General features: G+C 72.7%; 21 protein-coding genes and 1 pseudogene. 10 read left to right on the top strand and 12 right to left on the bottom strand.

Annotated elements, in window-relative coordinates; translation table 11 throughout:
- Nucleotides 1-154: 154 nt before the first annotated feature.
- From CW362_RS08625 to CW362_RS08610, 4 genes are all read right to left on the bottom strand, one after another.
- Nucleotides 155-874, bottom strand: coding sequence for a helix-turn-helix transcriptional regulator (locus CW362_RS08625; RefSeq protein ID WP_103548773.1), 720 nt, complete (start codon nt 872-874; stop codon nt 155-157).
- Between the two features lie 10 nt (nt 875-884).
- Complete coding sequence (locus tag CW362_RS08620) at nt 885-1,823, bottom strand: alpha/beta hydrolase (protein WP_103548772.1); 939 nt, start codon at nt 1,821-1,823, stop codon at nt 885-887.
- 60 nt (nt 1,824-1,883) lie between these two features.
- Entirely contained in the window at nt 1,884-2,567 is a 684-nt protein-coding gene (locus CW362_RS08615; protein WP_103548771.1) for a diguanylate cyclase, read from the bottom strand.
- 122 nt (nt 2,568-2,689) lie between these two features.
- A complete protein-coding gene (locus CW362_RS08610; RefSeq protein ID WP_162684004.1) occupies nt 2,690-2,950 on the bottom strand; it encodes a DUF6479 family protein in 261 nt (86 codons plus the stop codon).
- Nucleotides 2,951-3,142: 192 nt separating this feature from the next.
- Between CW362_RS08610 and CW362_RS08605 the strand changes: the two genes are divergently transcribed.
- Nucleotides 3,143-3,508 carry a DUF6479 family protein gene (locus CW362_RS08605; protein ID WP_167455610.1) on the top strand — a complete coding sequence of 122 codons (366 nt, stop codon included), beginning with the start codon at nt 3,143-3,145 and terminating at the stop codon, nt 3,506-3,508.
- Nucleotides 3,509-3,633: 125 nt separating this feature from the next.
- Here the strand turns inward: CW362_RS08605 and CW362_RS08600 are convergent.
- Nucleotides 3,634-4,844: pseudogene (locus CW362_RS08600) on the bottom strand (aminotransferase class I/II-fold pyridoxal phosphate-dependent enzyme); the annotation flags it as partial.
- Nucleotides 4,845-5,070: 226 nt separating this feature from the next.
- On the opposite strand from CW362_RS08600, the gene CW362_RS08595 reads away from it, so the two are divergent.
- Entirely contained in the window at nt 5,071-6,357 is a 1,287-nt protein-coding gene (locus CW362_RS08595; protein WP_240657720.1) for a PP2C family protein-serine/threonine phosphatase, read from the top strand.
- Between the two features lie 47 nt (nt 6,358-6,404).
- On the opposite strand, the gene CW362_RS08590 is transcribed toward CW362_RS08595, so the two are convergent.
- The 3 genes from CW362_RS08590 to CW362_RS08580 form a co-directional block, all read right to left on the bottom strand.
- On the bottom strand, nt 6,405-6,740 hold the full coding sequence (locus tag CW362_RS08590; RefSeq protein ID WP_103548769.1) for a DUF5133 domain-containing protein: 336 nt from the start codon (nt 6,738-6,740) through the stop codon (nt 6,405-6,407).
- Between the two features lie 108 nt (nt 6,741-6,848).
- A complete protein-coding gene (locus CW362_RS08585; RefSeq protein ID WP_103548768.1) occupies nt 6,849-7,715 on the bottom strand; it encodes a SigB/SigF/SigG family RNA polymerase sigma factor in 867 nt (288 codons plus the stop codon).
- Between the two features lie 389 nt (nt 7,716-8,104).
- The gene (locus tag CW362_RS08580; RefSeq protein WP_103548767.1) at nt 8,105-8,983 is read right to left on the bottom strand and encodes a short-chain dehydrogenase/reductase; all 879 of its coding nucleotides are present in this window, start codon (nt 8,981-8,983) and stop codon (nt 8,105-8,107) included.
- A gap of 188 nt (nt 8,984-9,171) precedes the next feature.
- On the opposite strand from CW362_RS08580, the gene CW362_RS08575 reads away from it, so the two are divergent.
- From CW362_RS08575 to CW362_RS08555, 5 genes are all read left to right on the top strand, one after another.
- Nucleotides 9,172-9,645 (top strand): SRPBCC family protein, encoded by a 474-nt coding sequence (locus CW362_RS08575; protein ID WP_103548766.1) that lies wholly within the window; start codon nt 9,172-9,174, stop codon nt 9,643-9,645.
- Between the two features lie 69 nt (nt 9,646-9,714).
- Nucleotides 9,715-11,331 carry a phytoene desaturase family protein gene (locus CW362_RS08570; protein WP_206300895.1) on the top strand — a complete coding sequence of 539 codons (1,617 nt, stop codon included), beginning with the start codon at nt 9,715-9,717 and terminating at the stop codon, nt 11,329-11,331.
- A 73-nt stretch (nt 11,332-11,404) separates the two neighbouring features.
- Complete coding sequence (locus CW362_RS08565) at nt 11,405-11,926, top strand: TspO/MBR family protein (RefSeq protein ID WP_103548765.1); 522 nt, start codon at nt 11,405-11,407, stop codon at nt 11,924-11,926.
- 534 nt (nt 11,927-12,460) lie between these two features.
- Nucleotides 12,461-12,631 carry a hydrophobic protein gene (locus tag CW362_RS08560; protein ID WP_103548764.1) on the top strand — a complete coding sequence of 57 codons (171 nt, stop codon included), beginning with the start codon at nt 12,461-12,463 and terminating at the stop codon, nt 12,629-12,631.
- A gap of 338 nt (nt 12,632-12,969) precedes the next feature.
- Complete coding sequence (locus CW362_RS08555; RefSeq protein ID WP_103548763.1) at nt 12,970-13,323, top strand: PRC-barrel domain-containing protein; 354 nt, start codon at nt 12,970-12,972, stop codon at nt 13,321-13,323.
- A gap of 145 nt (nt 13,324-13,468) precedes the next feature.
- On the opposite strand, the gene CW362_RS08550 is transcribed toward CW362_RS08555, so the two are convergent.
- From CW362_RS08550 to CW362_RS08540, 3 genes are all read right to left on the bottom strand, one after another.
- On the bottom strand, nt 13,469-15,673 hold the full coding sequence (locus CW362_RS08550; protein ID WP_103548762.1) for a GAF domain-containing SpoIIE family protein phosphatase: 2,205 nt from the start codon (nt 15,671-15,673) through the stop codon (nt 13,469-13,471).
- Between the two features lie 8 nt (nt 15,674-15,681).
- On the bottom strand, nt 15,682-16,080 hold the full coding sequence (locus tag CW362_RS08545) for an STAS domain-containing protein (protein ID WP_162684003.1): 399 nt from the start codon (nt 16,078-16,080) through the stop codon (nt 15,682-15,684).
- 145 nt (nt 16,081-16,225) lie between these two features.
- Nucleotides 16,226-17,098, bottom strand: a complete 873-nt coding sequence (locus CW362_RS08540; RefSeq protein WP_103548760.1) for an SDR family oxidoreductase — start codon at nt 17,096-17,098, stop codon at nt 16,226-16,228.
- 261 nt (nt 17,099-17,359) lie between these two features.
- On the opposite strand from CW362_RS08540, the gene CW362_RS08535 reads away from it, so the two are divergent.
- The 3 genes from CW362_RS08535 (at nt 17,360) to CW362_RS08525 (ending at nt 22,344) form a co-directional block, all read left to right on the top strand.
- On the top strand, nt 17,360-19,642 hold the full coding sequence (locus CW362_RS08535; protein WP_103548759.1) for a catalase: 2,283 nt from the start codon (nt 17,360-17,362) through the stop codon (nt 19,640-19,642).
- Nucleotides 19,643-19,946: 304 nt separating this feature from the next.
- Nucleotides 19,947-20,789: an RNA polymerase sigma factor SigF gene (locus CW362_RS08530; protein ID WP_103548758.1), complete on the top strand. Its 843-nt coding sequence runs from the start codon at nt 19,947-19,949 to the stop codon at nt 20,787-20,789.
- A gap of 328 nt (nt 20,790-21,117) precedes the next feature.
- Complete coding sequence (locus tag CW362_RS08525; protein ID WP_103548757.1) at nt 21,118-22,344, top strand: GAF domain-containing protein; 1,227 nt, start codon at nt 21,118-21,120, stop codon at nt 22,342-22,344.
- A 42-nt stretch (nt 22,345-22,386) separates the two neighbouring features.
- On the opposite strand, the gene CW362_RS08520 is transcribed toward CW362_RS08525, so the two are convergent.
- A complete protein-coding gene (locus tag CW362_RS08520; protein ID WP_162684002.1) occupies nt 22,387-24,330 on the bottom strand; it encodes a SpoIIE family protein phosphatase in 1,944 nt (647 codons plus the stop codon).
- Between the last annotated feature and the right edge of the window lie 128 nt (nt 24,331-24,458).

Raw genomic sequence — 24,458 nt, 5'->3', positions numbered from 1 at the left:
CGAGCCGATCCGCCGACGTGCCCGAAGGCGGTCCACGGCCGGCGGCTCCGTTCGGACACCGGGCGACTGTACGGCCACGGCGATGCCCGCACGGAAAACCGCCACCGGTCGTCCTGTCACGAGGAGACGGCACCGGGCAGGTGGTACCGGTCTTTCACGGAGGAGGTGCCAGTGGCGCCAGCGTCGCGGGCCGCACGGCGTCGGCCGCGGACGAGCCGCGCAGCAGTTCGGCCAGGTCGTGGGCCCGGGCCCGCTCGGTGGTGGGAGCCGCCGCCGTGATGCGGTCCAGCCGGAACCCCCGGCCCGCCCGACGCGTGCGGCACCAGGCGATGAGGTACCACCGGCCGTCGGCGGTGAGCAGTCCCGCCGGTTCCACCAGCCGGTCGCTCTCACGTCCCGCCGCGTCGACGTAGGACAGCCGGAGGACCGTGTCGGTGGTGAGGGCGTGGTCCACCGCGGCACGGACGCCGGAGACGGCCCGCGGGGGCAGGGAGACGATCCGCGCGGCGAGCTTCCGCGCCTCCGCCGACGCGGGACCGGTCATCGTGGCCGCGATCTTCTGGGCCGCCGTGCGGGCCGCACCGGCGTACGGGGTGGAGGCGTCCGCCGCGGCGAGCGCGGCCGCCAGCGCCGAGGCCTCCTCGACGGTGAAGCGCATCGGAGGCAGGGTCGCCCGGGAGTCGATCGTCCAGCCCCCGCCCCGGCCGGGCGTGGTGCGTACCGGGACGCCGGTCTCCATCAGCGTCTGGAGGTCGCGCTGCACCGTACGCGTACTCACCTCGAACCGAGCGGCGAGCGAGGCGACCGTCCGCTGTCGCGGCGCGGCGGCGCGCAACTCCTCCACCAGTGCGTAGAGCCGGGCGGTGCGGTTCATCCCGGCGACACTACCGTCCCGCGGCCGACAGGAAGTCCCACCCGCGCCGCTGTTCCCGCTCGGTGACGGTCAGCGGGAACAGCGTGAAGCCGTGCATGGCTCCGGCGACCACGCCGAGTCGCGCGGGCGCGCCCGCCGCCCGCCATCGCCGGGCCAGGAACAGCGAGTCGTCCAGCAGCGGGTCCTCACCGCCCACGACGATCCGGGCCGGCGGCAGACCGCCGAGGTCGGCGAACAGCGGTGAGACCTCGGGATCGCGGCGCTGTTCCGCCCCCATGCCCGGGGTGAACAGCTCGTAGGTCTGCCGCAGCGTCTCGGTGTTGCTCAGCAGCCGCCTGGTGCCGAACGACCGCTGGCTCGGCGTCATCGACAGGTCGTAGGGGCCGAAGAGCAGGTGGGCCGCCCGGAACGCGCCGACGATGCCGTGCCGGTCGCGAAGGCGCAGCAGGGTCACCAGGCTGAGGTGGGCACCGGCCGACTCGCCGCCGATCAGCAGCCGTTCGGTGCCGAACTCGGCCGCGGCGTGCCTCACCAGCCACCGGGCGGCCGCCTCGCAGTCGTCGGGCCCGGCGGGGAACGGGTGTTCCGGCGCGAGCCGGTAGTCCACGCTCACCACGGCCAGCCGTGCCCGCCCGGCGAGCGACCACAGTCTCTCGTCCTGCCCGTCCGCGGACCCGAAGGCCCAGCCGCCTCCGTGGATGTGCAGGTACACGCCGTCGACGCGGTCCGGAACGAAGACTCGTACCCTCACCCCGTCTCCGACGACGCGGTCCTGGCCGTGCGGCAGTCGTACCGGTGGTGTGTCGCCGCCGAGCCGGTTGCGCCGCAGGGCGGCCAACAGGGCGGCGTCCGGCTTCCCTTCGCGCGACGGCCGGTTCGTCGCGGCGGCCTCGAAACGCTTGTTGAACTCCAGGGTCTCGGTGAGACAGTCCTCGTCCGTGATCGTCATGCCGGCAACGTTCGCAGCCGCCGACGACGACGTCCTGTCACCCTTTCCGGGAGAGCCGCGTCACACTCCCGCTTCTCCTGCCGGCCCGGTCGCCCGCTCCGCGGCTTCGTCGCCGTCCCGGCGGGCACGCAGACACCGCACCATCTCCTCCGCGTAGGGCAGCGCGACGCACAGGCCGACGCCGGCGGCGATCGCCGTCAAGTAACCGGCCGACAGCGGGCGTTCCTTGGGCACGAGCTTCCAGTCGTCCGCCCGTCCGCCGCTCCTGAACACCTTCCTGGCCTGGTCCCAGTGCAGGCATGCGGTGAAGGCGGCGGCGGTTATCGGCAGCACTTCCAGGAAGCTGTGGATGTGCTGTTCGACGGGCCGCACCTCGCGTTCGCCGGTGGCCAGCGACACGTCCCACAGCGCGGTGGCACCGTGCGCCACGGCCGCGCCCCCCATCAGCGACAGGACCAGCGGATTGATCTTGGCGGTGAGTCCCGCGACGACCGGGATGCCGGCCTCGGTCATCATCAGGGCGTGCACCGCGGACTCCCGTACCCCGCTGGTGTGCTCGATGTCCGAGCGGCGGTGCATCACCCAGTCCGCGACGGCGGGGACGAACCACAGGGGCAGGACCCCGTACAGCAGGAACCTGCGGCTGGCGTTCTCCACGTCGTCGGCCCCGAGGGGAACGCGCAGCGCGGGCCGGGAACGCCAGCGCCGCCAGCGGGTGGGCGTCGAAGCACGGTGCGTACTCATGGATTCCTTCCCGGTCGGGACGAGGGGGCGTGGAGGCGGGTACCCGGGAGGATCCGAGCCGAACGGCCGTCAGAGGCGCGAGCCGTGCGGGGCACGGCCACCGGGCCACCGCGACGATCCGGTCATCGATGGGGATGCCCCTGCTCGGGGTCCTCGTCGGGAGTGCTCCAGCCCTCCCCCTGGCGCGGGGGGTCCTCCATCTCCCGGCGCGCCCGCTGTATCTGCGGCGACGCGGGATCGGGGGCGGATTTCCGGCGCTTGGCGGAGTTCCGGTGGCCCATGAGGAACGCCGCGAGCAGGACCACGACGAGGAAGACGCCCACCACCGGCCACAGGATTCCTGCGGACGAGGACGCCAGTACGGTGTGCGCTTCGGTGACCATGGGCGCCGGGTACCCACAGCGGGACGACGTACCCGGCCCGGCCGACCGGTCCGCGTTCCCCATGATCACCGGCGCCGTCGCCGCCGGCCCGGGGACGCGTACCGTCCCCGGGCCTCCCGCCGGGCGCGGACAGCACGCGGGACGGCGGGAAGATCCGAGTCTGCGCCGCGCGAGCACGGGTACTCGGCCGCCATGGACGACACATACTGGACCATCGCGCTCTCGAACGCCGTCGGCATGATCGGCGCCGTCCTGGGCGGGCTCGTCATCGCGGGAGCCCTGGTCTGGGCGGTATCGCTCGGAATCCGCACGCGCCGTCGCGAGCCGGGCCCGCCCAAGGCCCATGAGCACCCCACCCTTCCCGAGTCGGGGCCCGCGCACGAGACCTCGCAGATCAGGGAACCGAACGAGGTGCCCCGGGCCGCGGACGAGAGCGAGCGCCTCACCCCGCACCAGCTCGGCGGCCCCGCGAGCAAACGCAGCGACCGGCAGGAGCGTCCGCGCTGGGACTCCGGTGGCGGTGGTTCGTTCGGCAGTGGCGGTTCCGGCAGGACCTGAATCCCCTCCCCGGCCCGCCGGAGCCCTCGGCACCTCCCGGCGCTGGGGGCCACCCGTGATGCTCGACCCCGACGTCCTGGGGGAGCTGGAGGCACTCGCCCGTCGCGGTCCGAACGTGACCACGTCGCCGGCTCCGGAACGACGACCCGCGGTGCGTCGCGCAGGGCGCCGGCGTGGTCGGCCAGATCGCGCAGGGCGGTCAGGAGACGGCCCGCGGTCTCCTCGTCGTCGGCGTGCGTCAACTGGGCGCTGATACGGCGGTGATCGAAAAGGTGCGTGTCGAGGTGGTGGTGCTCGCGCAGCCAGTCCGCCGCGCGCTAGCCGGTGGTGCCCAGTCCGCCGATGTCCATCACGACCGGCAGGGGATCGAAATCAGCGGCGAGGCGAGGACCGCAGAAGTCGGCCGCGTCGTCGACGTGGAAGCCGCCGATCGCCTCGATGGCCGTCCGGGTGCGATGAGCCAACTCCAGCGTGCGGTCCAGGAGTTCGCGGCCGTGCTGGACCACCTGTCGACGCCAGACGTCGATGCCGGCGTAGAGCAGGACGTTGGGGCTGGTCGTGCCGAGGAGGTCCGCCCTGGACGCGAGTTCCGCCGGGTCGACGAGATCGCCCTGCAAGTGGAAGACGGAGCCCTGCTCTAGCCCGCTGCCCATCTTGTGGATGCTGGTCACGCAGATGTCCGCGCCCGCGTCCATCGCCCACGAGGGCAGATCGTCGTGGAAGGGCAGGTGCGCCCCCCCACGCCTCGTCCACGACGAGCGGTTTGCCGTGCCGGTGACAGACGTCGGCGATGCCGGCCAGATCGGCCGCCGCCCCGTACGGCGTCGGGCTGGTGACCAGGGCGCCGTCGGCGTCGGGGTGTTCCGCGAACGCCTTGTCGTAGGCGGCCGCCGACGGTGGATGGGCGATGTGCAGCGAGGCGTCCCACCGGGGTTCCACCCACACCGGCTCCACGCCGGAGAGAATGAGTCCCGCGATCACCGACTTGTGCGCGTCGCGGCCCACCAGGAGCCGGCTGCCGGGACAGGTCACACCAGCATGGCGGCCTTCACCGACAGGGAGCTGCCACAGGTGGAGAAGAACGTGTGGTCGGCGTGGACCGCGTCGGCCATGAGGCGTTCGGCCCGCTCCAGCACGCCGCCGCGCGCCGGCCGGTCGTCCAGACCGCCGTTGGCGAGGACGTCACCGAAGAAGACGGCGTCCCCCAGCACCGCTCGGGCCCGCGGATCCGCGCCCCGCGCCTGTCCGTGCCCCGGAGGCGTGAATCCCAGTTCGTCGGCGTCGTGGTAGCGGGGAGCGCATCGAGGACGGGCGCCTCGTCGTGGTTCAGGTCCATGGAAGAGCAGTTCCCAGGACGGAGGACTCGATGTCATCGGCTCCGGCCGGACGGGGGTGGGAGGCCGCCCCACGGTGCCGGCCGCGCCGGACGGGGACCGTCCGTCACCGCAACCGTGCCGCGATGTGACGGGAGAGCCGTAGGCGGTGCGGGTACCCGGACGGGACGGACGACTCGCCACGGCTCCCGCCCGGCAGGGACGGAAGCGACGGAAGGGACGCCTCTGATGACACAGCGCGACAGTGAAACGCTGCGGATGCTCACGGAGTTGCTGGTCACCAGCCACGTGATGTCCTTCGAGCAGTTGCCGTCGCGGGTGGCCGAACACGCCGCGGCGGCCGGCTTCGACGACGTACGGATCTACCTCGGCGATCTGCAGCGCGACGTCCTGCGCCTGCTCACCGGCAGGGGACCGGACGCCGCGCGGAACACCGGCGAGGCTTTGGCGGAGATCCCGGTCGAGGGCACGGTCGCCGGCCGTGCCTACCAGTACGGGCACGTCGTGGCCGCCGTCGGCGACCGGGACGGGCCGCACGCGTGGTGGGTGCCGCTCCTGAACGGCACCGAGCGCCTCGGCGTCCTGCGCGTGACCAGCGCCCAGGACGACGACGGTGTCCACCAGGGCATGCTGGCGCTGGCGTCGCTGGTGGCCATGCTGGTCGTCGGCGGCCGGGGCACCAGCGACTCCTACGCCCGTCTGACCCGTGTCAAGACGATGAACGTCGCGGCCGAGATGCAGTGGACGCTGATGCCGCCGCGCACCTACGCCGACGACCGGGTCATCATCAGCGCGGTCCTGGAACCGGCCTACGAGGTCGGCGGAGACGCCTACGACTACGCCGTGGCCGGCGACACCGTCCATTTCTCGGTCTTCGACGCCATGGGACACGACACCTCCGCCGGGCTCACCGCCAACCTCGCCGTGGCCGCCTGCCGCAACCACCGCCGGCAGGGCACTCTCCTGGACCAGCTCGGTGACCGGATCGAGCGGGTCCTGCTGGAGCAGTTCGGCGGCAGCCGTTACGTGACCGGCGTCCTGGCCGATCTGGACACCACCACCGGCCTCCTGACCTGGGTCAACCGCGGCCACCATCCGCCCATCGTGATCCGCGGCGGCCGCTGGTCCACCCTCCTGCACTGCCCGCCCTCCCATCCCATGGGCACCGACCTGCATCTGCCCACCACTCTCTGCCGTGAGCAGCTCGAGCCCGGCGACCGGCTCGTCCTCTACACCGACGGCATCACCGAAGCCCGCGTCGGAGGCCGGGAGTTCGGGCTGACCCGCTTCATCGACTTCCTCGTCCGCCACCACAGCGACGGCCTGCCCGTGCCCGAGACCCTCCGGCGCCTCATCCGCGCCCTGCTCCAGCACCACGACCAGCAACTGCAGGACGACGCCACCATCCTGGTGTGCGAATGGCTCGGCCCGCAGGCCCGGACGGCCGCGGCCGTCGCTCCGCAGGCGGGCGTGCCCCTGCTCCCCGCCGTCGCCCGGCCCCGGACACAGCCCTGAGGGGGTGGACGGTCGCGTGTTCGTCACCCGACCGTCCACCCGTGCCCTCACCTTCCGTCGCCCCGGCCCGTGCTCGCGAGGGGCGGCGTCGTGGGCCGCCGCCCGGGACGGGGGGCGGCGTCGCGGACGGCGGGCCCGGTGGCCACCCGGCCGGATCCGGACCTGGTGGCCGTGGCGGAAGTGAGGGTGGTCCTGGTGGCCGGGTCGGCCAGACAAGAGCGTGCGGCGGCAAGGGCGTCGGTGATCTCGCGGGTGCCGGTGGACACGCACAGGGTGTAGGCGAGGTCCCGCAAGCGCTGACCGGAGGGGTCCTCCTGCCCGGCGAGGAGCGTCTCGTACTCCTTCACGAGTCGGCGCAAAGTGGCGGGGAGGGGCATCAGCATCGGTGCGAACTCCTGGGTCTCGAGGCCGTTCGGCCTTGTGCGGATCGTCTTGGCAGCGTCTGAAGGTCCGAGGGGTCGGCCATGGGCACGTCCTTCGAGCTGGGTCCGTCAGTTCTCGGAGGGGTCCACCGGGCGCCCGCGGTCCTGCAGCACCTGACGGCGGACGTGCGCGCAGCAGCGGGTGATGATCCGGGAGACGTGCATCTGGGAGCAGCCGAAGTGGTCGGCTATGCGGCGTTGGGTCATGTCCTGGAAGAAGCGCATGTACAGGACGGTCCGCTCTCGTTCCGGGAGACGGCACAGCGCTTCCTTGGCCGCTTCGCGGTCGACGATGACGTCGTAGGAGTGCTCGTCGGCACCGAGGGTGTCGGCGAGGGTGTGGTCGTCGTCGGCCAGGGCGGCGTCCAGGGAGAGCGCGCTGTAACTCTCCAGCGCCTCCAGGCCCGCGGCGACCTCTTCCTCGGTGAGGCCGGTGTGGGCGGCGAGTTCGGCCGGGCCGGGTTCGGGGCTGCCCGGACGCTGGGTGAGGTCACGGCGGGCGAGACGGACCCGGTTGCGCAGCTCCTGCACCCGGCGGGGAACCCGGACGGCCCACATCCGGTCCCGGAAGTGCCGTTTCACCTCGCCGGTGATGGTCGGTACCGCGTAGCTCTCGAAGGCTCCCCGGCCGGGCTCGAAGCGGTCGACGGCCTTGACCAGGCCGAGGGCCGCGACCTGGCGCAGGTCCTCGATGTCCTCGCCGCGGTCGCGGAAGCGGCTCGCGATCCGGTGCGCCATGGGCAGCCACAGGGCCACCAACCGCTCGCGCACGGCGTCGCGTTCCGGGCCTTCCTGCAGGGCCGCCATCCGTGTGAACAGCGTGGCGGCCTCGTCGGGGGCGTCGTCATGGGTGCGGCGCGAGCGTGAGGGGGCGGGCCGGACGGCGAGGGCGCCGTCGTCGTCCGTGGGGCCTGCGGTGGTCGTCTCGGTGAGCATCGGGGGAATCCGCTCCTGAAGCCGGGTCCAGGACGGCCCGGAAGCGGTACCGGGCACGGCCTGAACGGTTTCTGTCAGGGATCGCCGCGCGGAGGGCCACCCGGGTTGCGGAAGGGAACCGCGGCCGGAAAGACGGAGATCCCTCGCGGGGCGTGCGCCTTCGGTCCAAAGCACCAACCCCCGGCTTCCCCACCTCAACACCCGCAAACGCGATGTTCCCCCGGCCCCGCCGCAATGTGGCCGGGGCGTCGGCGAAGGCCGCCTCCCCGATCGGGTTCGGGGCCCTCACCAGCGGTGTCGCACGTGGCACCGATGTGCTCACGCGTGGAACGGCACCGGAAACGGGGGAACACGGAGACAGGAACGGGGGCACACGAAGACGAGCCGCGTCACGAGGTCCCCTCCTCCGCCGCCTCCCCGCCCGCCCCCAGGAGCCCGCTGTCCTCCACGCCTCCGTCCTCCTCGAGGCGCCGCATCAGGCGGTGCGCGCGCAGGACGACCAGCGGCGGCAGCCAGGGACGTACGAACCGCGCTCCTCGCACCCACTGCTGGGCGTAGACGGCGGCGGAGCGGCGTTCCACCCCGCGTACCAGGCGTTCCGCGACCCGCGCCGCCGGATGGGTCCGCGAGGCCGGCCACGGCAGGGCAGACCGCAGCGCGCGCAGGGCGGTGAACCCGTCGCCCGCCCTGATCATCTCCGTGTCCGCCCAGCTCGGACAGGCGATGCCCACACCCACCCCCCGGTGGGCCACCTCGGCCCGCAGTACCTGCGCGAAGGACTCGGCACCCGCCTTCGAGGCGCAGTAGGCGCTCATGAAGGGCGCGGGCCCGAGCGCCGCGAGGGAGGACACCTGGAGGTAGTACCCCCGGGTCCGGAGCAGGTCGGGCAGGTAGACGCGCGCCGTCACGGCGCTGCCCACCACGTTGACCTCGACGACCCGCCGCCACACGCGCGGATCGGAGTCCAGGAACGGGCCGGTCCCGGCGACGCCCGCGTTGGCGATCACCACCGAGGGTGGTCCGAGACGGGACCGCACGCGTGCGGCCGTCTCCTCCATCGCGTCGGTGTCGGTCACGTCGACCTCCCACCACCGGACGGCGTCGTGGGGCAGCGTGGCCGCCGTCCTCGCCAGTTCCTCCTCCTCCAGCCCCAGCAGGGCCACCCGGGCACCGCGCCGCGCCAGCGCCCGGGCCGTCTCGGAGCCCAGTCCCCGGGCCGCACCTGTCACCACCGCCGTGCGGCCGGACAGGGGACCTTCGAGGGACATGCCACCTCCACGCGGCGGAACGGGTCAGGGTCCGGAATCCAGGATGCCCCGCTCCCCCGCCGACGGCGCTCCGGGAACTGACGGCGCCCCGGGAGCCGACGGCGCCCACCGCCCGTGGGACGGGTGTGTGTTCCGTCCCGGTTTGGGAACGCGCAAGGGACGAGGCACTTCGAACGGCGGAGGCACACATGGCTGTACGGCATCGTCTGATCCAGAAGCCCCCCGAGGCCGTCTGGGATGTCCTGTCCGACGCCGGACGCTTCGAGGAGTGGGTCGTCGGCACCTCCCACGCCGAAGCCGACGAGGGGAGATGGCCGGACCTGGGGGCGACCCTCCGCTACGAGATCGCGATCGGACCGGTCACCCTGCGCAACCGCACCATCGTGCGTCGCAGCGAACCGAACACCGTGCTGGAACTGGAGGCGGACAGCGGGGCGCTGGGGACCGCGAGGATCGCGATCGAACTGCGGCCCTGGGGCGAGCACACGCTGCTCATCCTCGACGAACACCCCTTGCGCGGTCCGGGAGGCGCCCTGCACAACGGCCTCGTGGACGCGGCACAGCAGATACGGCACCGCGCGATGCTCCGTCGTCTCGCCCGGCTCTGCGAGGAGACCGACGAGCCGTCCCGTACCCCGGTCGGACACCCGCGCAGCGCCTGAGCGGGCGCCGGGACCCGCAGACGGCCGCGCCACCGGGCGCGGCGCCACCCATCGAACCGGGAGCATGCCATGCCGGACGCCGTAGTGATCGGGGCGGGCCCCAACGGACTGGTCGCGGCCAACCTCCTGGCCGACGCCGGCTGGAGCGTGGAGGTGCTGGAAGCCCAGGACGTGCCCGGCGGGGCGGTCCGGCACGACCGGGGGGTCGACCCCGGTTTCGTCAGCGACCTCTTCAGCGCCTTCTACCCCTTGGCCGCGGCCTCCCCGGTCCTGGCCGGCCTGCGGCTGGAGGAGGAGGGGCTGGCGTGGAGCCACGCCCCGAAGGTCCTCGCCCATCCCCTGCTCGACGGCCGCTGCGCGGTCCTCAGCCGGGAACTGGAGGAGACCGCCACGAGTCTGGAGGCGTTCGCCCCGGGCGACGGGGCGGCGTGGAAGGAGCTGTGGCGCGTCTGGGAGAGGGTGCGGGAGGTGATGCTCGACGCCTTGTTCACTCCCTTCCCCCCGATCCGCGCCGGGGCCGGACTGGCACTGCGGCTGCGGGGGGCGGGCGGGCTGCGGCTGGCCAGGACGATGGTGCTGCCGGTGCGGCGGCTGGGCGAGGAGGAGTTCCGCGGCGAGGGCGGCCGGCTCCTGCTCGCGGGCAACGCCCTGCACGCCGACCTCGCGCCGGAAGCCGCGGGCAGCGGCGGCTTCGGGTGGCTCATGTCCATGCTCGGCCAGACCTACGGCTTCCCCGTCCCGGCCGGCGGCTCCGGAGCACTCGTCGCCGCCCTCACCCGCCGCCTGGCACGGAACGGCGGGGTCCTCCGCTGCGGACAGCGGGTCACCGAGGTCGTCGTCCGCGGCGGCCGCGCGGTCGGCGTCCGCACGGCCGCCGGCGATGCGGTCCCGGCCCGCAGGGCGGTCCTGGCCGATGTCTCCGCCCCCGCCCTGTACGGCTCCCTCGTGGCCGAGGAGCACCTCCCCCCACGGCTGCTCGCCGATCTGGAGCGCTTCCAGTGGGACTTCGCCACCTTCAAGGTCGACTGGGCCCTGGACGGCCGGGTGCCCTGGACCTGTCCCGAGGCCGCGCGGGCGGGAACGGTCCACCTCGCCGACGGCGTCGACGGTCTCACCCGTTTCGCCTCACAGATCGCCATGGGCCGTGTCCCCGACGAACCCTTCTGTCTCTTCGGCCAGATGACCACCGCCGATCCCAGCCGCTCGGCCCCCGGCACCGAGGCCGCCTGGGCCTATACGCACGTACCGCAACAGGTGCGGGGGGACGCGGGGGACGACAAACTGACGGGTTCGTGGGACGCCCGGGAGCAGGAAGCCTTCGCCGACCGCGTGGAAGCCCAGGTCGAGCGCTACGCCCCCGGTTTCCGCGGCCTCGTCCGCGCCCGGCGCGTCCTCGCCCCGCCCACGCTGGAAAACCTGGACGCCAACCTCCACGGCGGTGCCATCAACGGCGGGACCACCGCCCTGCACCAGCAACTGGTCTTCCGGCCCGGGCCCGGCAGCGGCCGCCCGGAGACACCCGTCCCCGGCCTCTACCTCGCTTCCGCCTCGGCGCACCCGGGCGGCGGGGTCCACGGCGCCCCCGGGGCCAACGCCGCACGGGCCGCCCTGCGCCGGCCCCGCCTCGTCGCCCTCTCCCGCCTTCAGAGCCTGCTGGCCCACCGCGACCGCAAGGGCCGTCGATGACGATCGGCGGCCTCCTCCCGCGTCCACCGACAAGTCCACCGATAAAAGGCCCATACGGGGGAATTCCAGGGACATGAGGCTGATCAGCGAACACTCGGGCAGGGAACGAGCGCCGAAGGTCCGGCTCCGCTACGGCGCCTGCGCGGCCGCCGTGACGGCCACCGCCCTGCTGGGGGCGCGGGCGGTCGACGCCGACAGCGCCTGGTACCGCTCCCTGCGCAAACCGCCGTGGCAACCGCCGCCCTGGGTCTTCGGCGCCGTGTGGACCCCGCTCTACGCCACGATCGCCTACGCCGCCGGACGCGCCCTGAACGCTTCCCCCGGCGGTCCCCCTCGCACCCGCCTGGCCGCCGGCCTGGCCGTCAACCTCACCCTCAACGCGGGATGGAACTGGCTGTTCTTCGGCCTGCGCGAGCCGAAGGCGGGACTCTACGGCACGCTCCTGCTGAACCTGAGCAACGCCGAACTCGTCCACCGCGTCCGCCGGGTCGACCCCACGGCAGCCCGCGTGCTCGTGCCGTACGCGGGCTGGTGCGTCTTCGCCACGGCGCTGAACGGCTCCATCACACGACGGAATCCCCCGCACCGCCGGTAGGACGGGCGCGGGCGCTCCGGAGTTCACGCCTCCGGCCTCCGGCACGGTGCGCCGGAGGCCGGAGGCCGAGGGGTGGGTTCAGTCGTCGCCTCTGACGATGTTCCCCTCGGCACTCGGGTGCGTGACGGGTGAGGTGGTCCCGTCCGCGACGGCGGCTACGCAGGTACGCGCGCTCCTGCGGGGTAGGTGACGTGCTTTCGCCCAGCCGGTCTCTGCCACTCGGAGGACGGGTTTCTCTGCGGTTCGCCTGGTCACGGCGTCTCATCTTCTCTCGTTTCGCTGGTGTACCGAGTTGCCCGTCGGCGCCCGGCCGAACGGTTACCCCTCGGCGCCCGGCCGAACGCCGTCCCGCCGGGCGGGCCTCCCGAACCCTTTGCGCCGCGCGCGGGAGCGGCACGCACGTTCCCCTGATTCCGTCCTCGAATCGAAGAATCCCGCAGTGAATTGTCACGGGCCCGGATTCCCCGAGGAGCTCGAATCGCCGGGTGTGCGGGCCGATCCGCAGGGCACACGACGTCCCGGAGGTCGATAATCATGGTTCCCGTTCTTCTTGTTCTTCTTCTCGCCCTGATCCTCTTCGGGGCCGGTTTCGCGCTCAAGGCCCTGTGGTGGGTCGCGGTCGTCGTGCTGGTCGTATGGGCTCTCGGCTTCGTGATCCGCCCCGCGGCGAACGGCGGCCGACGTGGCCGCTGGTACCGCTGGTGAACGTCCCTGAACAGCAGTTTCAACGGGTGGGTCCCGGCGCCGCGGCGCCGGGACCCACCCGTTTTCCGGCTCACACGGCGGTGCGCGGCGAAAGCGGTGGTCCTCCCGTTCCGGGGTACCCGGAGATCGGGGCCGGGGACGGCGTGACGTCGGGAACCGCCGCCTCCAGCACGGCGTCCCCGGCCGCCGGAGATTCTTCACGAAATGAATGCATGGAATCGAGGAAGGCCGGGCACCCGGCTCTCCGAGAGAAAGTCACCGATATCCGATGACGTTCCGGATAATTCCACGGTTCGGCCGTGGAACGGCAATCGATCGCGACAAGGGAGCAGTTCCTCATGAGTGACAGCATCTGGGGCTACCAGCCGACCACCGGCCACATCGCGGGCACCGATCTGACCGGGTACAAGGTCGAGGCGACCGACGGCAGCATCGGCAAGGTCGACAAGCACTCGGACGACGTCGACTCCGCCTACCTCGTCGTCGACACCGGCGTGTGGATCTTCGGCAAGCACGTCCTGCTGCCCGCCGGAACCGTGCAGCGGGTCGACCAGGAGGAGCGGAAGGTCTACGTCGCCCTGACGAAGGACCAGATCAAGGACTCCCCCGAGTTCGACAAGGACAAGCACGTCGGAGACGCGGGCTACCACGAGCAGATCGGCACCTACTACCAGGGCCACCGCGGCATCTGACCCCAGCGGAACCCGGGAGCGGGGCCGGCCGGAGCGACTCCGGCCGGCCCCGCTCTTCGCGTGTGCCGGACTTCCCGTGACGGAGCGCCCCCGGTCCACGGGGCCGGGGCCCGCCCTCCCGGCCCCGGCGCGTACGAGGGACGCGTCAGCGCGGAGTCGCCGTCAGCACGAGGGCGGCCTGGTCGTCGTCGCCGTGCTGGCCGCCGGTGAAGGCGTGCACGGCGCCGATCACCGCCTTGATCACGTCGTGCGCCGTGGGCCGGTCCAGTTCCATGGCCTCGGCGAGACGCTCCTCGCCCAGGAGATCGCCGTTGTCGTCACGGGCTTCGGTGATGCCGTCGGTGTACAGCAGCAGGCTCTCGTGCGGCCGCAGCGTGAGGTGGTGGGGCTCCAGGTGGAGGCTGGGTGTGATGCCGAGCAGGGAACCCGCGACGTCCACGGGGCGAGCGCCGTCGGCCGTGATGTGGAGCGGGAGGGTGTGTCCGGCGCGCACGAAAGTGACGTCGAGTCCGTTCTCGGTAGGGGTGAGGTGACCGTGGATCAGGGTGACGAAGCCGGTGCCGTGGCTGTCGGGACGGTTGAGGAGGGCTTGGTTGACGGCCTCGACCACGGCCTCGGGACCGGGCACCAGCGAGGCGACGGCGCGGGCGGTGTGACGGACGAGGGCGGTGGTGGTGGCGGCGATGGCTCCGCGGCCGCACACGTCACCGACCATGAACGCCCAGCGGCCGCCGGCGAGGGGGAAGACGTCGTAGAAGTCGCCGCCGATGTCGAGGCCTTCACCGGCGGGGTGGTAGTGGGTGGCGATGTCCGCGCCGGGGACGGCGGGGACATCGGGCAGCAGCAGGCCGGCCTGCAGATCGCGGGCGAGCGCGACGCGCTGGGTGTACTGGCGGGCGTTGACGGCTGCCGTGGCGGCGCGCCGGGCGAGCTCCTCGGCCAGGGCGACGGTACGGCCGTCGAAGGCGTCCTCGCCGGTGGTGAGCAGCGTGAGGGTGCCGAAAACACGGCCGCGGTCGGCCATCGGGACGCACAGGTAACCGGTGACGCCCAGGCCGAGCCAGGGTCCGGGGCCGGTGGGGACGCGCCGGGCGACCTCGCTCAGGCCGCTCTCCAGGACCCGCGCCACCGCGTCGTCGGCGGCGTCGTGGACGGGGATGTGGGAGGCGAGCAGTTCCCGGTCGTGCGGGGTGGGTCCGGCCGTCATGACGCGGCGTACGCGGCCCGCCTCGACGACGTCGATCGCGCAGAGCGGCGCCAGCCCCGGCACGCAGGAGTCCGCCAGCCGCCGCAGGACCTGGTGGTGGTCCAGGCTCCGGGTCAGGGCGGTGCTGGTCTCCAGGAGGAAGGCCAGATCGTCGCGGGCGGCCCGCGCCCTGGCCTCCGCGGCGAGGCGGGCCTGCTCGGCCTGGTGACGTTCGACGGCCAGGGCGGCCGTGTCTGCGAAGACCCGGGCGAGCGCGTGGTCGGCCTCCTGCGGAGTGCGCGGGCTGCGGTGGTACATCGCGAAGGTGCCCAGCAGCGAGCCGTCCCGGGCCAGGATGGGGGTGGACCAGCAGGCCGCCACGCGGGCACGCTCCGCCAGGTCCCGGAACTCGTCCCAGAAGGGGTCGGTGGCGATGTCGGTCACGATGACCGCCTGACGGCGGTGGGCTGCCGTACCGCAGGAGCCGACGCCCTCGCCGGTGGCGATGCCGTCGATGGCCCGGTTGTAGAAGTCGGGAAGGCTCGGCGCCGCACCGTGGCGCAGGTGCCGGCCGTCGGCGTCGGCGAGGAGCACCGAGACCAGCACCTCGTCGGGGGAGAGTTCCTCGATGACGCGGGCCATGCCGTCCAGCACCTGGTGCAGTGGGGCCTGTCGGGCGATCTGCTCCAGCAGGGCGCGGTGCTCGGCCGTCAGCCGTTGCGCCTGCTTGAGCTGAGTGGTCTCCACGCCGGACACCCACACGCCGGTGACGTTGCCGCCGACGTCCAGCCGGGGCTCGTAGGTGAAGTCGAAGAACGCCTCGCGCGCCTGGGGGCCGCTGCCCAGCAGGACACGGCCGTCGCGGCCGACATGGCGCTTGCCGCTGCGGTAGACCTGGTCCAGCAACTCGAGGAATCCCTGTTCCGCCAGTTCCGGCATCAGCTGTCCCAGCGGCGCGCCGATACGGAGGCGCCCCTCGCCTCCGATCGCGGCGGCGAAGGCGGGGTTCGCGCTCTCCAGCAGGTGGGCGGGGCCGGCGAGTGCGGCGAACACCGCCTTGGACTGCCCGAACACGGTCCACAGGTCCGGCTCCGCGTCGCCCCCGGCGGCGGGGCGGGCCACCGGGGGATCAGGCGGGGGCGACTGCTCCGGTACGCGTGTCATCGCTCCTGTCACCCCTCAGCCGACGAGGACACCGAGGGCACGCCCGCCCCGCTGCCCGTTCCGTGCCCACCACTGCCGGAGGCAAGAGCAGCCTGCATCGTTTCATACACGCCGATGACCTGGTCGAGTCCGGTCAGGGTGAACGCGCGCGTCACGGGGGCGGGAGCCGCCGCTATGCGCAGTTCGCCGCTCCGGGCGGCCAGCCGCTGGTAGATCCGGACGAAGCAGCCGATCCCGGAGGAGTCGCAGAAGTGCAGTGACGTGCAGTCCACGATGACGAGCATCCGCTGCCCCTCCCCCTCCGAGAGGAGGCGGTCGGCCGCTTCGTCCAGTTGGACGGTGCTGTCGAAATCCAGCTCCCCCCGCAACGAGAGCACCATGGCCTGCATGGTCGGTCGGGCCTCCACCGAGAACACTCTTCACAGCCTCCAGATCAGCTTCCTTTCCCCATGGTAAAGATCCGCCGACGGACCGGAGGCGCGGGTCAGAGGTGCGACGGGCGGGACGCTCACCCTTCCCCGGGGCTGTCGAGGCCCGTGGAGCGCGCAGCCGTCAGGGCAGAGGCGTTCCTCCGGTGGCGTTGAGGATCTCCGCGGTGATGAAACCGGCCCGGGAGGAAGCCAGGAACACATAGGCGGGCGCCATCTCCGCCGGCTGGGCGGGCCGGCCGAGGGGGGCCTGCTTCCCGAACTCGGTGGTGTCCGGCATCGTGGCCGGGATCAGCGGGGTCCACACCGGCCCGGGTGCCACGGCGTTGACGCGGATGCCGTCGTCCGCCACCATCTGCGCCAGCCCCTGGGTGAAGGTCACGATCGCGCCCTTGGACGTCGCGTAGTCCAGCAGGTGCGGACTGGGCTTGTAGGCCTGCACGGACGTGGTGTTGATGATCGAGCCCCCCGCCGGTATGTACGGCAGGGCCATCTTGCACAGCCAGAACATGCCGTACAGGTTGGTGCGCATGACGCGGTCGAACTGCTCGGTGGAGATCTCACCGATGCCGTCGGGCTGGGACATCTGGTACGCCGCGTTGTTGACGAGGACGTCGATGCGGCCGAACTCCTCGACCGCGCGTTCCACCAGTCGGCGGCACTGGTCCTCCTCCCGTATGTCGCACTCGACGGCGACGGCTTTGCGTCCCGCCTCCTCGACCAGCCGGGCGGTCTCGGCCGCGTCGTCCGTCTCCTCGGGGAGGTGGGTGAACAGGACGTCCGCTCCCTCGCGTGCGTAGGAGAGCGCCACCGCGCGCCCGATGCCGGAGTCGCCGCCCGTCACCAGCGCCTTGCGGTCCTGGAGCAGACCGCATCCTTCGTAGGAGTCCTCGCCGTGGTCGGGCGGAGGGTCCATGGGGCCCGTCCACCCGGGATGTTCCTGGTCCTGCTGCGGAAGGTCGGGGCGGGGGTGCTTGTCGACCGGGTTGTCGGACATGGATCACCTTTCCGGGGTCGAGGTCCGTCGGGCCGCTGCGCGGCGGCTCCGGGGCCCCGCGCCCAGGAGGGCGGCGTTCTTCGGGGCCGCCCCGGACCGGCGTGCCGCGAATGGGTACCCGCGCCCACCTGTCGCATGCGCGGTGGCCGCCGCTGCGTCGCGGTCGCCGAAACGGGTACCCGCCTTCCTCGCACGTCGAGTGCCCCGTCCCCGTGACGGACCGAAGCCGTGTCCGCCCTTCCCCCATCGATCGGAAACGTCGTGAGCGCCAAGAAGAAGAACCCCGTGGCGGCAACCGCCGACAAGGTCGTCGAGAAGGTCCAGGAAGCCGTCGGCTCCGGCACCGACATACCCGGCGCGCCGGCTCCCGTGCCGCCGTCGGTGGACGAGCCGACCCGGCCCACCGGCCCGCTGCCGCCCAAGCCGGACCAGCGCGGCCCCGACACCTACAGCCCCACCGGGCAGGCCACCTCGACCCCGCAGGACGAGGTCGCCCAGGGCGGTGAGTTCCTGACCACCGCGCAGGGGACGCGGCCGTACGACACCGACCACTCGCTGAAGGCGGGGCCGCGCGGTCCGGTGCTGTTGCAGGACCACCATCTGCGCGAGAAGATCACCCACTTCGACCACGAGCGCATCCCGGAGCGGGTGGTGCACGCCCGGGGCGCCGCCGCCCACGGTGTCTTCCAGGGGTACGGAACCGCCACCCGGATCAGCAAGGCCACCTTCCTGGGCAAGGACGTGGAGACGCCGGTCTTCGTGCGCTTCTCCACCGTGCTGGGCTCGCGCGGATCGGCCGACACGGTCCGCGACACGCGCGGCTTCGCGACGAAGTTCTACACCGGCGAGGGTGTCTTCGACCTGGTCGGCAACAACATCCCGGTCTTCTTCATCCAGGACGCGATCAAGTTCCCGGACGTCGTCCACGCGGCCAAGCCGCACCCCGACCGGGAGATCCCGCAGGCCCAGAGCGCCCACGACACCTTCTGGGACTTCGTCACCCTGCACACCGAGGCCACGCACCACACGCTGTGGAACATGTCCGACCGCGGCATCCCGCGCTCGTACCGGATGATGGAGGGCTTCGGCGTCCACACGTTCCGGCTGGTGAACGCCGAGGGTGCGACGACGCTGGTGAAGTGGCACTGGAAGCCGAAGCTGGGTGTTCACTCCATGGCGTGGGAGGAAGCCCAGATCACCGCGGGCGTCGACCCCGACTTCCATCGCCGTGATCTGGCCGACGCCATCGAGGCGGGCGCCTTCCCGCAGTGGGAACTCGGGGTCCAGACCTTCCCCGACACCGAGGACCAGCTCTTCGAGGGCATCGACCTGCTGGACCCGACCAAGATGGTGCCGGAGGAGCTGGCCCCGGTCCAGCCCGTCGGCCTGCTCACCCTGAACGCCAACCCGTCGAACTACTTCGCCGAGACGGAGCAGGTCGCCTTCCACGTGGGCCACCTCGTGCCCGGCATCGACGTCACCGACGACCCCCTGCTCCAGGGCCGTCTGTTCTCCTACCTCGATACCCAGATCACCCGGCTCGGCGGTCCCAACTTCAGCCAGTTGCCCATCAACCGGCCGCACGCCGCCGTCAACGACATGCTGCGCGACGGCATGCACCAGACCGCCGTCCACCGCGGCGTGGCCCCCTACCGGCCCAACTCGCTGGACGGCGGCTGCCCCTTCCTCGCCGGCGAGGACAACGGCGCCTACGTCGAGGTCCCCGAGCGGGTGCCCGCGGCCCCCAAGGTCCGCGAAGCGGCGGCCTCCTTCGACGACCACTACAGCCAGCCCCGGCTGTTCTGGCTGAGCATGACGCCCACCGAGCGTGAACACATCGTCGCCGCCTACACCTTCGAGCTGAGCAAGTGCTGGGAGACCGCGATCAAGGAGCGGGCGCTGAAGGTGCTCGCGAACATCGACGGCGGGCTGTGCGCGCAGGTCGCCGCGGGGCTCGGCCTGCCGGCCCCCGCGCCGACCGTGACGCTCGCCGACCCCGCCCCGAGCCCCGCGCTCTCCCAGCTCGGCAGCACCTGGCCGCTCGACGGTCGGACCGTCGGGGTCATCACCACGGACGGTCAGGACCTGTCCGGCGTCCGGTCCGTGGCGCGGGCCGCCCTGGACGCCGACATGGTGCCCCTGGTGATCGCCCCGGCCGGGGGCGTGCTCGACCACGACGGCGATCCCGTCACCGTGCAGCGCACCTTCGCCACCGCCCGGTCCACCGAGTTCGACGCCCTCCTCGTGACGTCGGCGCCCGCGCCGGGTGCCGACGCCTTCGCGGCGCGCGACGCCAAGGCGGACGAAAGCGGCGAGGGGGCCACGGGCATCGACCCGCGCGTCGTGCTCCTGCTCGCCGAGGCCCACCGCCACGGAAAGGCCATCGGGGCGTGGAACGGAGGGGCCCGGGCCCTGGAAGCCGCGGGCATCGCCCCCGGCACCCCCGGCGTCGTCACCGCCGACAGCGCCGAGGACGGGCTGCGGGGCATCACCGAGCTGCTGGGCCGCCACCGCGCCTGGGACCGCTTCGACCCCGCTCTCTGACGACCGGGCGGACCCGCCGTCCCGACCGGCAGGCCCACCGTCCCGGCCGGCAGGTCCCGCGGCACCCCACCGGCCGGGGGTCGCGGGGCCTGCCCCATCCACCCGTCCCCCGGTCGTCGGCGGTTTCACCGGCCGCTCCCGGCTCGGCCCGGCCCTCCGGACCCGCGCTTCACGGCCCGGAGCGGCACCCGCGCGGAAGCGGCGAAATAAACTGGCATGTGTTCCGCGACCCGGGGTAGACGCGGGTTGGTCGGCTTCCGAAAGCCGGCGGCACAGGAGAGGACTGCCCGGGGAGGGGCTTGTGATGACGACGACCGAGATGACGACCGAGGCACGGACGGCGCCGCTCCCGGAGATCGCCGACCCCTCGCAGATCGCCCCCAAGGACGCCCGGCAGCTGTCCAGGCTGTTCTTCGACCGGCTCGCCGTCCTGGAGGAGGGCACGCCCGAGTACCAGTACGCGCGCAACACCCTCGTCGAGATGAACATCACCCTCGTCCGCTACGCCGCCGCGCGCTTCCGCAGCCGCAGCCAGGGCGAGATGGAGGACATCGTCCAGGTCGGCACGATCGGGCTCATCAAGGCCATCGACCGTTTCGAGCTGTCCCGCGAGGTCGAGTTCACCTCCTTCGCCGTCCCCTACATCACCGGTGAGATCAAGCGGTTCTTCCGCGACACCTCCTGGGCCGTCCACGTGCCCCGCCGCCTCCAGGAAGCCCGCGTCCAGCTCGCCAGGGCCACCGAGGAACTGCGCAGCCGGCTCGGCCGTATGCCCACCGTCAAGGAACTCTCCGAGCTGATGTCCCTGAGCGAGGAGGAGGTCAACGAGGCACGGCTGGCCTCCAACGGCTACAACTCGGCCTCCCTCGACGCCGCCATCGGTTCCGGTGACGAGGGCGAGGCGGCGCTGGCCGACTTCATCGGCAGCGACGACAGCTCGCTCGAACTCGTCGAGGACTTCCACGCCCTGGCCCCCCTGATCGCCTCCCTCGACGAACGCGAACGCCGCATCATCCACATGCGCTTCGTCGACGAACTCACCCAGGCGCAGATCGGCGAACACCTCGGCGTCTCCCAGATGCACGTCTCCCGCCTCCTCAACCGCATCCTCGCCAAGCTCCGCGCGGGCATGCTCACCACGCACTGACCACACGCCGAGCCCCGCCCCGCCCCGGCAGTCGCGGGGCGGGGCTCGCTGCGTCCGGGGGCGCCCGCCCGCTCCCCGACCCCAAGGCCGGCGACCTCCTCGAGGCACTCTCCACCGACTGACCGCCCGACGGGGGCGGAGCCCTGGTCACGCCTCCCCCGCGACCAGGGCTCCGCCCGCTCTCGCAGGACGGCGGTCACATCCGAGGGCGAGCCCGGCGAGGAACGTTTCCGGCCGGGACGGTGTCGCTCCTTGCCCTTCCTCCCCGTACGGGGGAAGGTGGAAGAACGGTCAGGAGCGGCCGAAAGCCTCGGAGAGGACTGGCCGCATGCCCCAGGAAGAAGCAGTCGCCCCGCGCACCGGTCGTCGAGAGCTGAACACGACGCTCATGATGCAGTGGGTGCCGGACGGCGTGGACGTGCTGTGCCTCTCCGGCATCCTCGACACCGAGGGCGCCACCGCGCTCGGCCACGAACTGGCCACCCGCCTTCGGACGACGCACTCGCACCGGCGCCTGATCCTCGATCTGACGGGCCTGCGCCTGCTGAGCGCGGCGGGCATCCAGGTCCTGGACACCCACACACGTCATCTGTCCGACGACCCGGTCCTGGTGATCGTCGCCGCTCCGCACGCGCGGGAGATCTTCACCATCGCGCCCGCCCCTGGTCTGCGCGTCTGTCCCACCCTCGACGCCGCCCTGGCCACACTGCCCGACACCGCGCTGCCCGACACCGCGCTCCCCGCTCCCGACGAGGCGGCGGACACGCCCGGGGACCAGTCGGACGAAGTCCTCGGACTGCGCGCCAAGGCCCGTACCGGCGCCCTCATCGGGATGGCCCAGGGGATCGTGCTCGAGCGCTACGCGCTGGCCGGCTTCCAGGCCGCCTTCGACCTGCTGCGCCAAGCCTCCCAGCACCACAACGTGCCGCTGCGGATCCTCGCCTCCGCCCTGGTGACCGCCCCTCCCCCGGCCGCGCGCTCGGCCGAGTGGTTCCCCGGCCGTCTGCACACGCCCCCGCCTTCCTCGGGCCTGCTCGACACCCCGGACCAAGGGGCGTACGACCGGCGCCGGCTGTTGCGCGCCCTCGTCTACGAGGTGGTCACGGTCACCGACGCGGACAGCGCCGAGGTGCACCTGGTCGACCTCGCCCTGCAGAACTCCCTCGTCCTGGAGTCCCACTCGGGCCTCGACGCCGCCTACCGGGACCACGTCGCACAGGTCAGCGGTCCCCCGGCCGTGTGCGCACGGGCCCGGCTGCTCGGTCGGCCGGTGTTCGTCGCGGACGTCCTGACCGACCCCGAACTCGCCGCCTCCGAGGAGGGCCGCGCCGTACTGGCCTCGGGCAGCCGCGCCCTGTACGCGGTCCCCGCCCTCTCCGAGGACGGCGAATGCGTGGGCACCGTCACCGTCCACCGTGCCCAGCCGGGACCCTGGCCGACCGACGTCCAGCGCGCCGCGCTGGGGACCCTCGCGGACGAGCTGGCGCGCTGGCGCTCCTGGTACCGGCGGACAGTGGTTCTGGACGCTCTGGAGTACGTTCACGCCCACGCCTGAAGCGGGTGGTCGCCGGCCCGCCCGCTTCCGGGCCCGGTCGGGTCAGCCGGTTCGGTGCGGCGGCCTGGTCGTGTGGGGCAGGCCGGCCAGGTCCAGGACGTTGTCGGCCACCGATCCGGGTGGCGCGTACAGGGTGAGGGTCCGGTCGTTGCGGACGAGCAGGTCATGCGTGCGGTGCAGGACCCGCACTCCGGCGCTGGCCAGGTGGGTCACACCGGACAGGTCGACGGTCAGCGGCCGGGTGCCGCCACGGGTGTGGGTGGTGAGGTCGCCGGTGAAGCGCTCGGCGCTGACGGCGTCCAGACGGCCGGTGACGGTCAGCAGGCCCGGGACGTCGAGATCTTCGGTGACGGTCAGGTCCGCGGGCCGGGCCGCGGCCGGCCGGCTCGCGGTGAGGGTGACGGGGTGGCTGAGCCGCTTGCGCAGGCGGACGGTGGTGCCGCTCTCGGCCCGGTCGACGGTGAGGGAGTCGGTGAACGTCCGGGCCATGGCGAGCCCCCGGCCGCGGAAGGGATCCTGATGCGGGACGTCCTGCCAGCGGCCCCGGTCGGCGACCTCGATCACCACCGATCCGTCGGTGTCCAGATACCCGCGGACCGTGACGTCCCGCGCCTGCCCGCCGGCGCTCTCCTCCCGGCCGGGACCGGTGAGGCCGGCCACGCCGGTGACGTGGACGTAGGCGTGTTCGGCCGCGTTGGTCACCAGTTCCACCACCGCGTGCTGCAACTGCGACTCGTCGTCTTCCGTGCAGTTCAGCCCCAGCAGCCACTGCCCCAGCTCCGCCTGGACCTGCCGGGCACCGGACGGATCGGCCGGCAGGACGACCTCCAGCTCACGCGGTACGGCGGTGCGGTGGGCGGCGAGCACGGTGACGTCGTCGCTGTGGCCGCTCTCGCGCAGCAGGACCTCCAGGGTCTGCTCGACCACGCGCCGGGACGTCGAGGTGGGGCTGTCGCGCGGCATCAGCAGGTTCTGGGCGGCGAGCGAGGCGATGCGGGCCAGATCCTTGCGACCGGACTCGGGGGTGGTGCCGGGGCGTTCGACGATGCCGTCGCTGTAGTGGAGCAAGGTGGCGCCCGGCGGCAGCCGGCCGGTGTGGTCGGTGTAGGTGGCGCCGGTGGCGAGCGGGCCCTGACCGGTGGCGGGCAGGTACTCGGCGGTGCCGTCGGCGTCGATGATCAGCGGGGCGGGGTGGCCCGCGCCGGCGTAGGTCAGTGCCCCGGTGGCGGGGACGAGGACGGCGATGCAGCACGTCGCCGCCTCCGCGCCCGGCACGTGGCGGGCGTGCCGGTCGAGCGCGTTCATGGCCTCGGCCGGGCCGCAGCCCGCGCGCAGCCGTTCCTGCACGACCGCGCGCAGCTGGCCCATGACGGCCGACGCCTTCACCCCGTGGCCGACGACGTCCCCCGCCACCAGGGCGACCCGGCCCTCGGACAGCACCACGGCGTCGTACCAGTCCCCGCCCGCCGCCGTGTCCACCTCGGCCAGCACGTACCGCGCGTCCAGGTCCACACCCGGCAGCAGCGGCAGATCCGCGGGCAGCAGCGCCTGCTGCAGCGCGGCCAGGGTCGAACGGGCCCGCGCGTAACGGGCCTCGGCCTCGGCCGCCCGCTCCTCCGCCTCGCGCCGCTCACGCACCTGCTCGCTGACCTCGTCGATCGAGCAGATGAACCCGGCGGACTCCCGGCCGGTGTCGAACCACGGGGTGACCGTGAAGTCGAAGAAGAACTCCTGCAACCCCTCATCGGTCGTCAGCTGCATCCGCCAGGCCTTCTTCGACTCGGCCACGCCGGTGGCGTACACCCGGTCGAAGACGGCGAGGATCTCCTGGAACCGCGCCTCCGGATACAGCTCGTCCACCGTGGAACCCACCAGTTCCTGACGGACGGCCGCGGCGCGGTAGGCGGCGTTCACCGCCACGACGCGATGCTCCGGACCGGAGCAGGCGCACAACGGCACCGGTGCCTGCTCGAACGCCTCCCGCACCGTCGGCGCCTCACCCGTAAGACGATCCCGTTCCCCCGGTACGAACAACACCACGACAGCTCCCGAACAATCCGCGGACCCGCGCGCCGCCCTCGCGACGCGCCCGACCGGTGCCGTGCCCCGGCACC

The sequence above is a fragment of the Streptomyces populi genome (assembly GCF_002911015.1).
Classification (GTDB): Bacteria; Actinomycetota; Actinomycetes; order Streptomycetales; family Streptomycetaceae; genus Streptomyces; species Streptomyces populi.
This window is presented reverse-complemented; position numbering and strand designations above follow the sequence as displayed.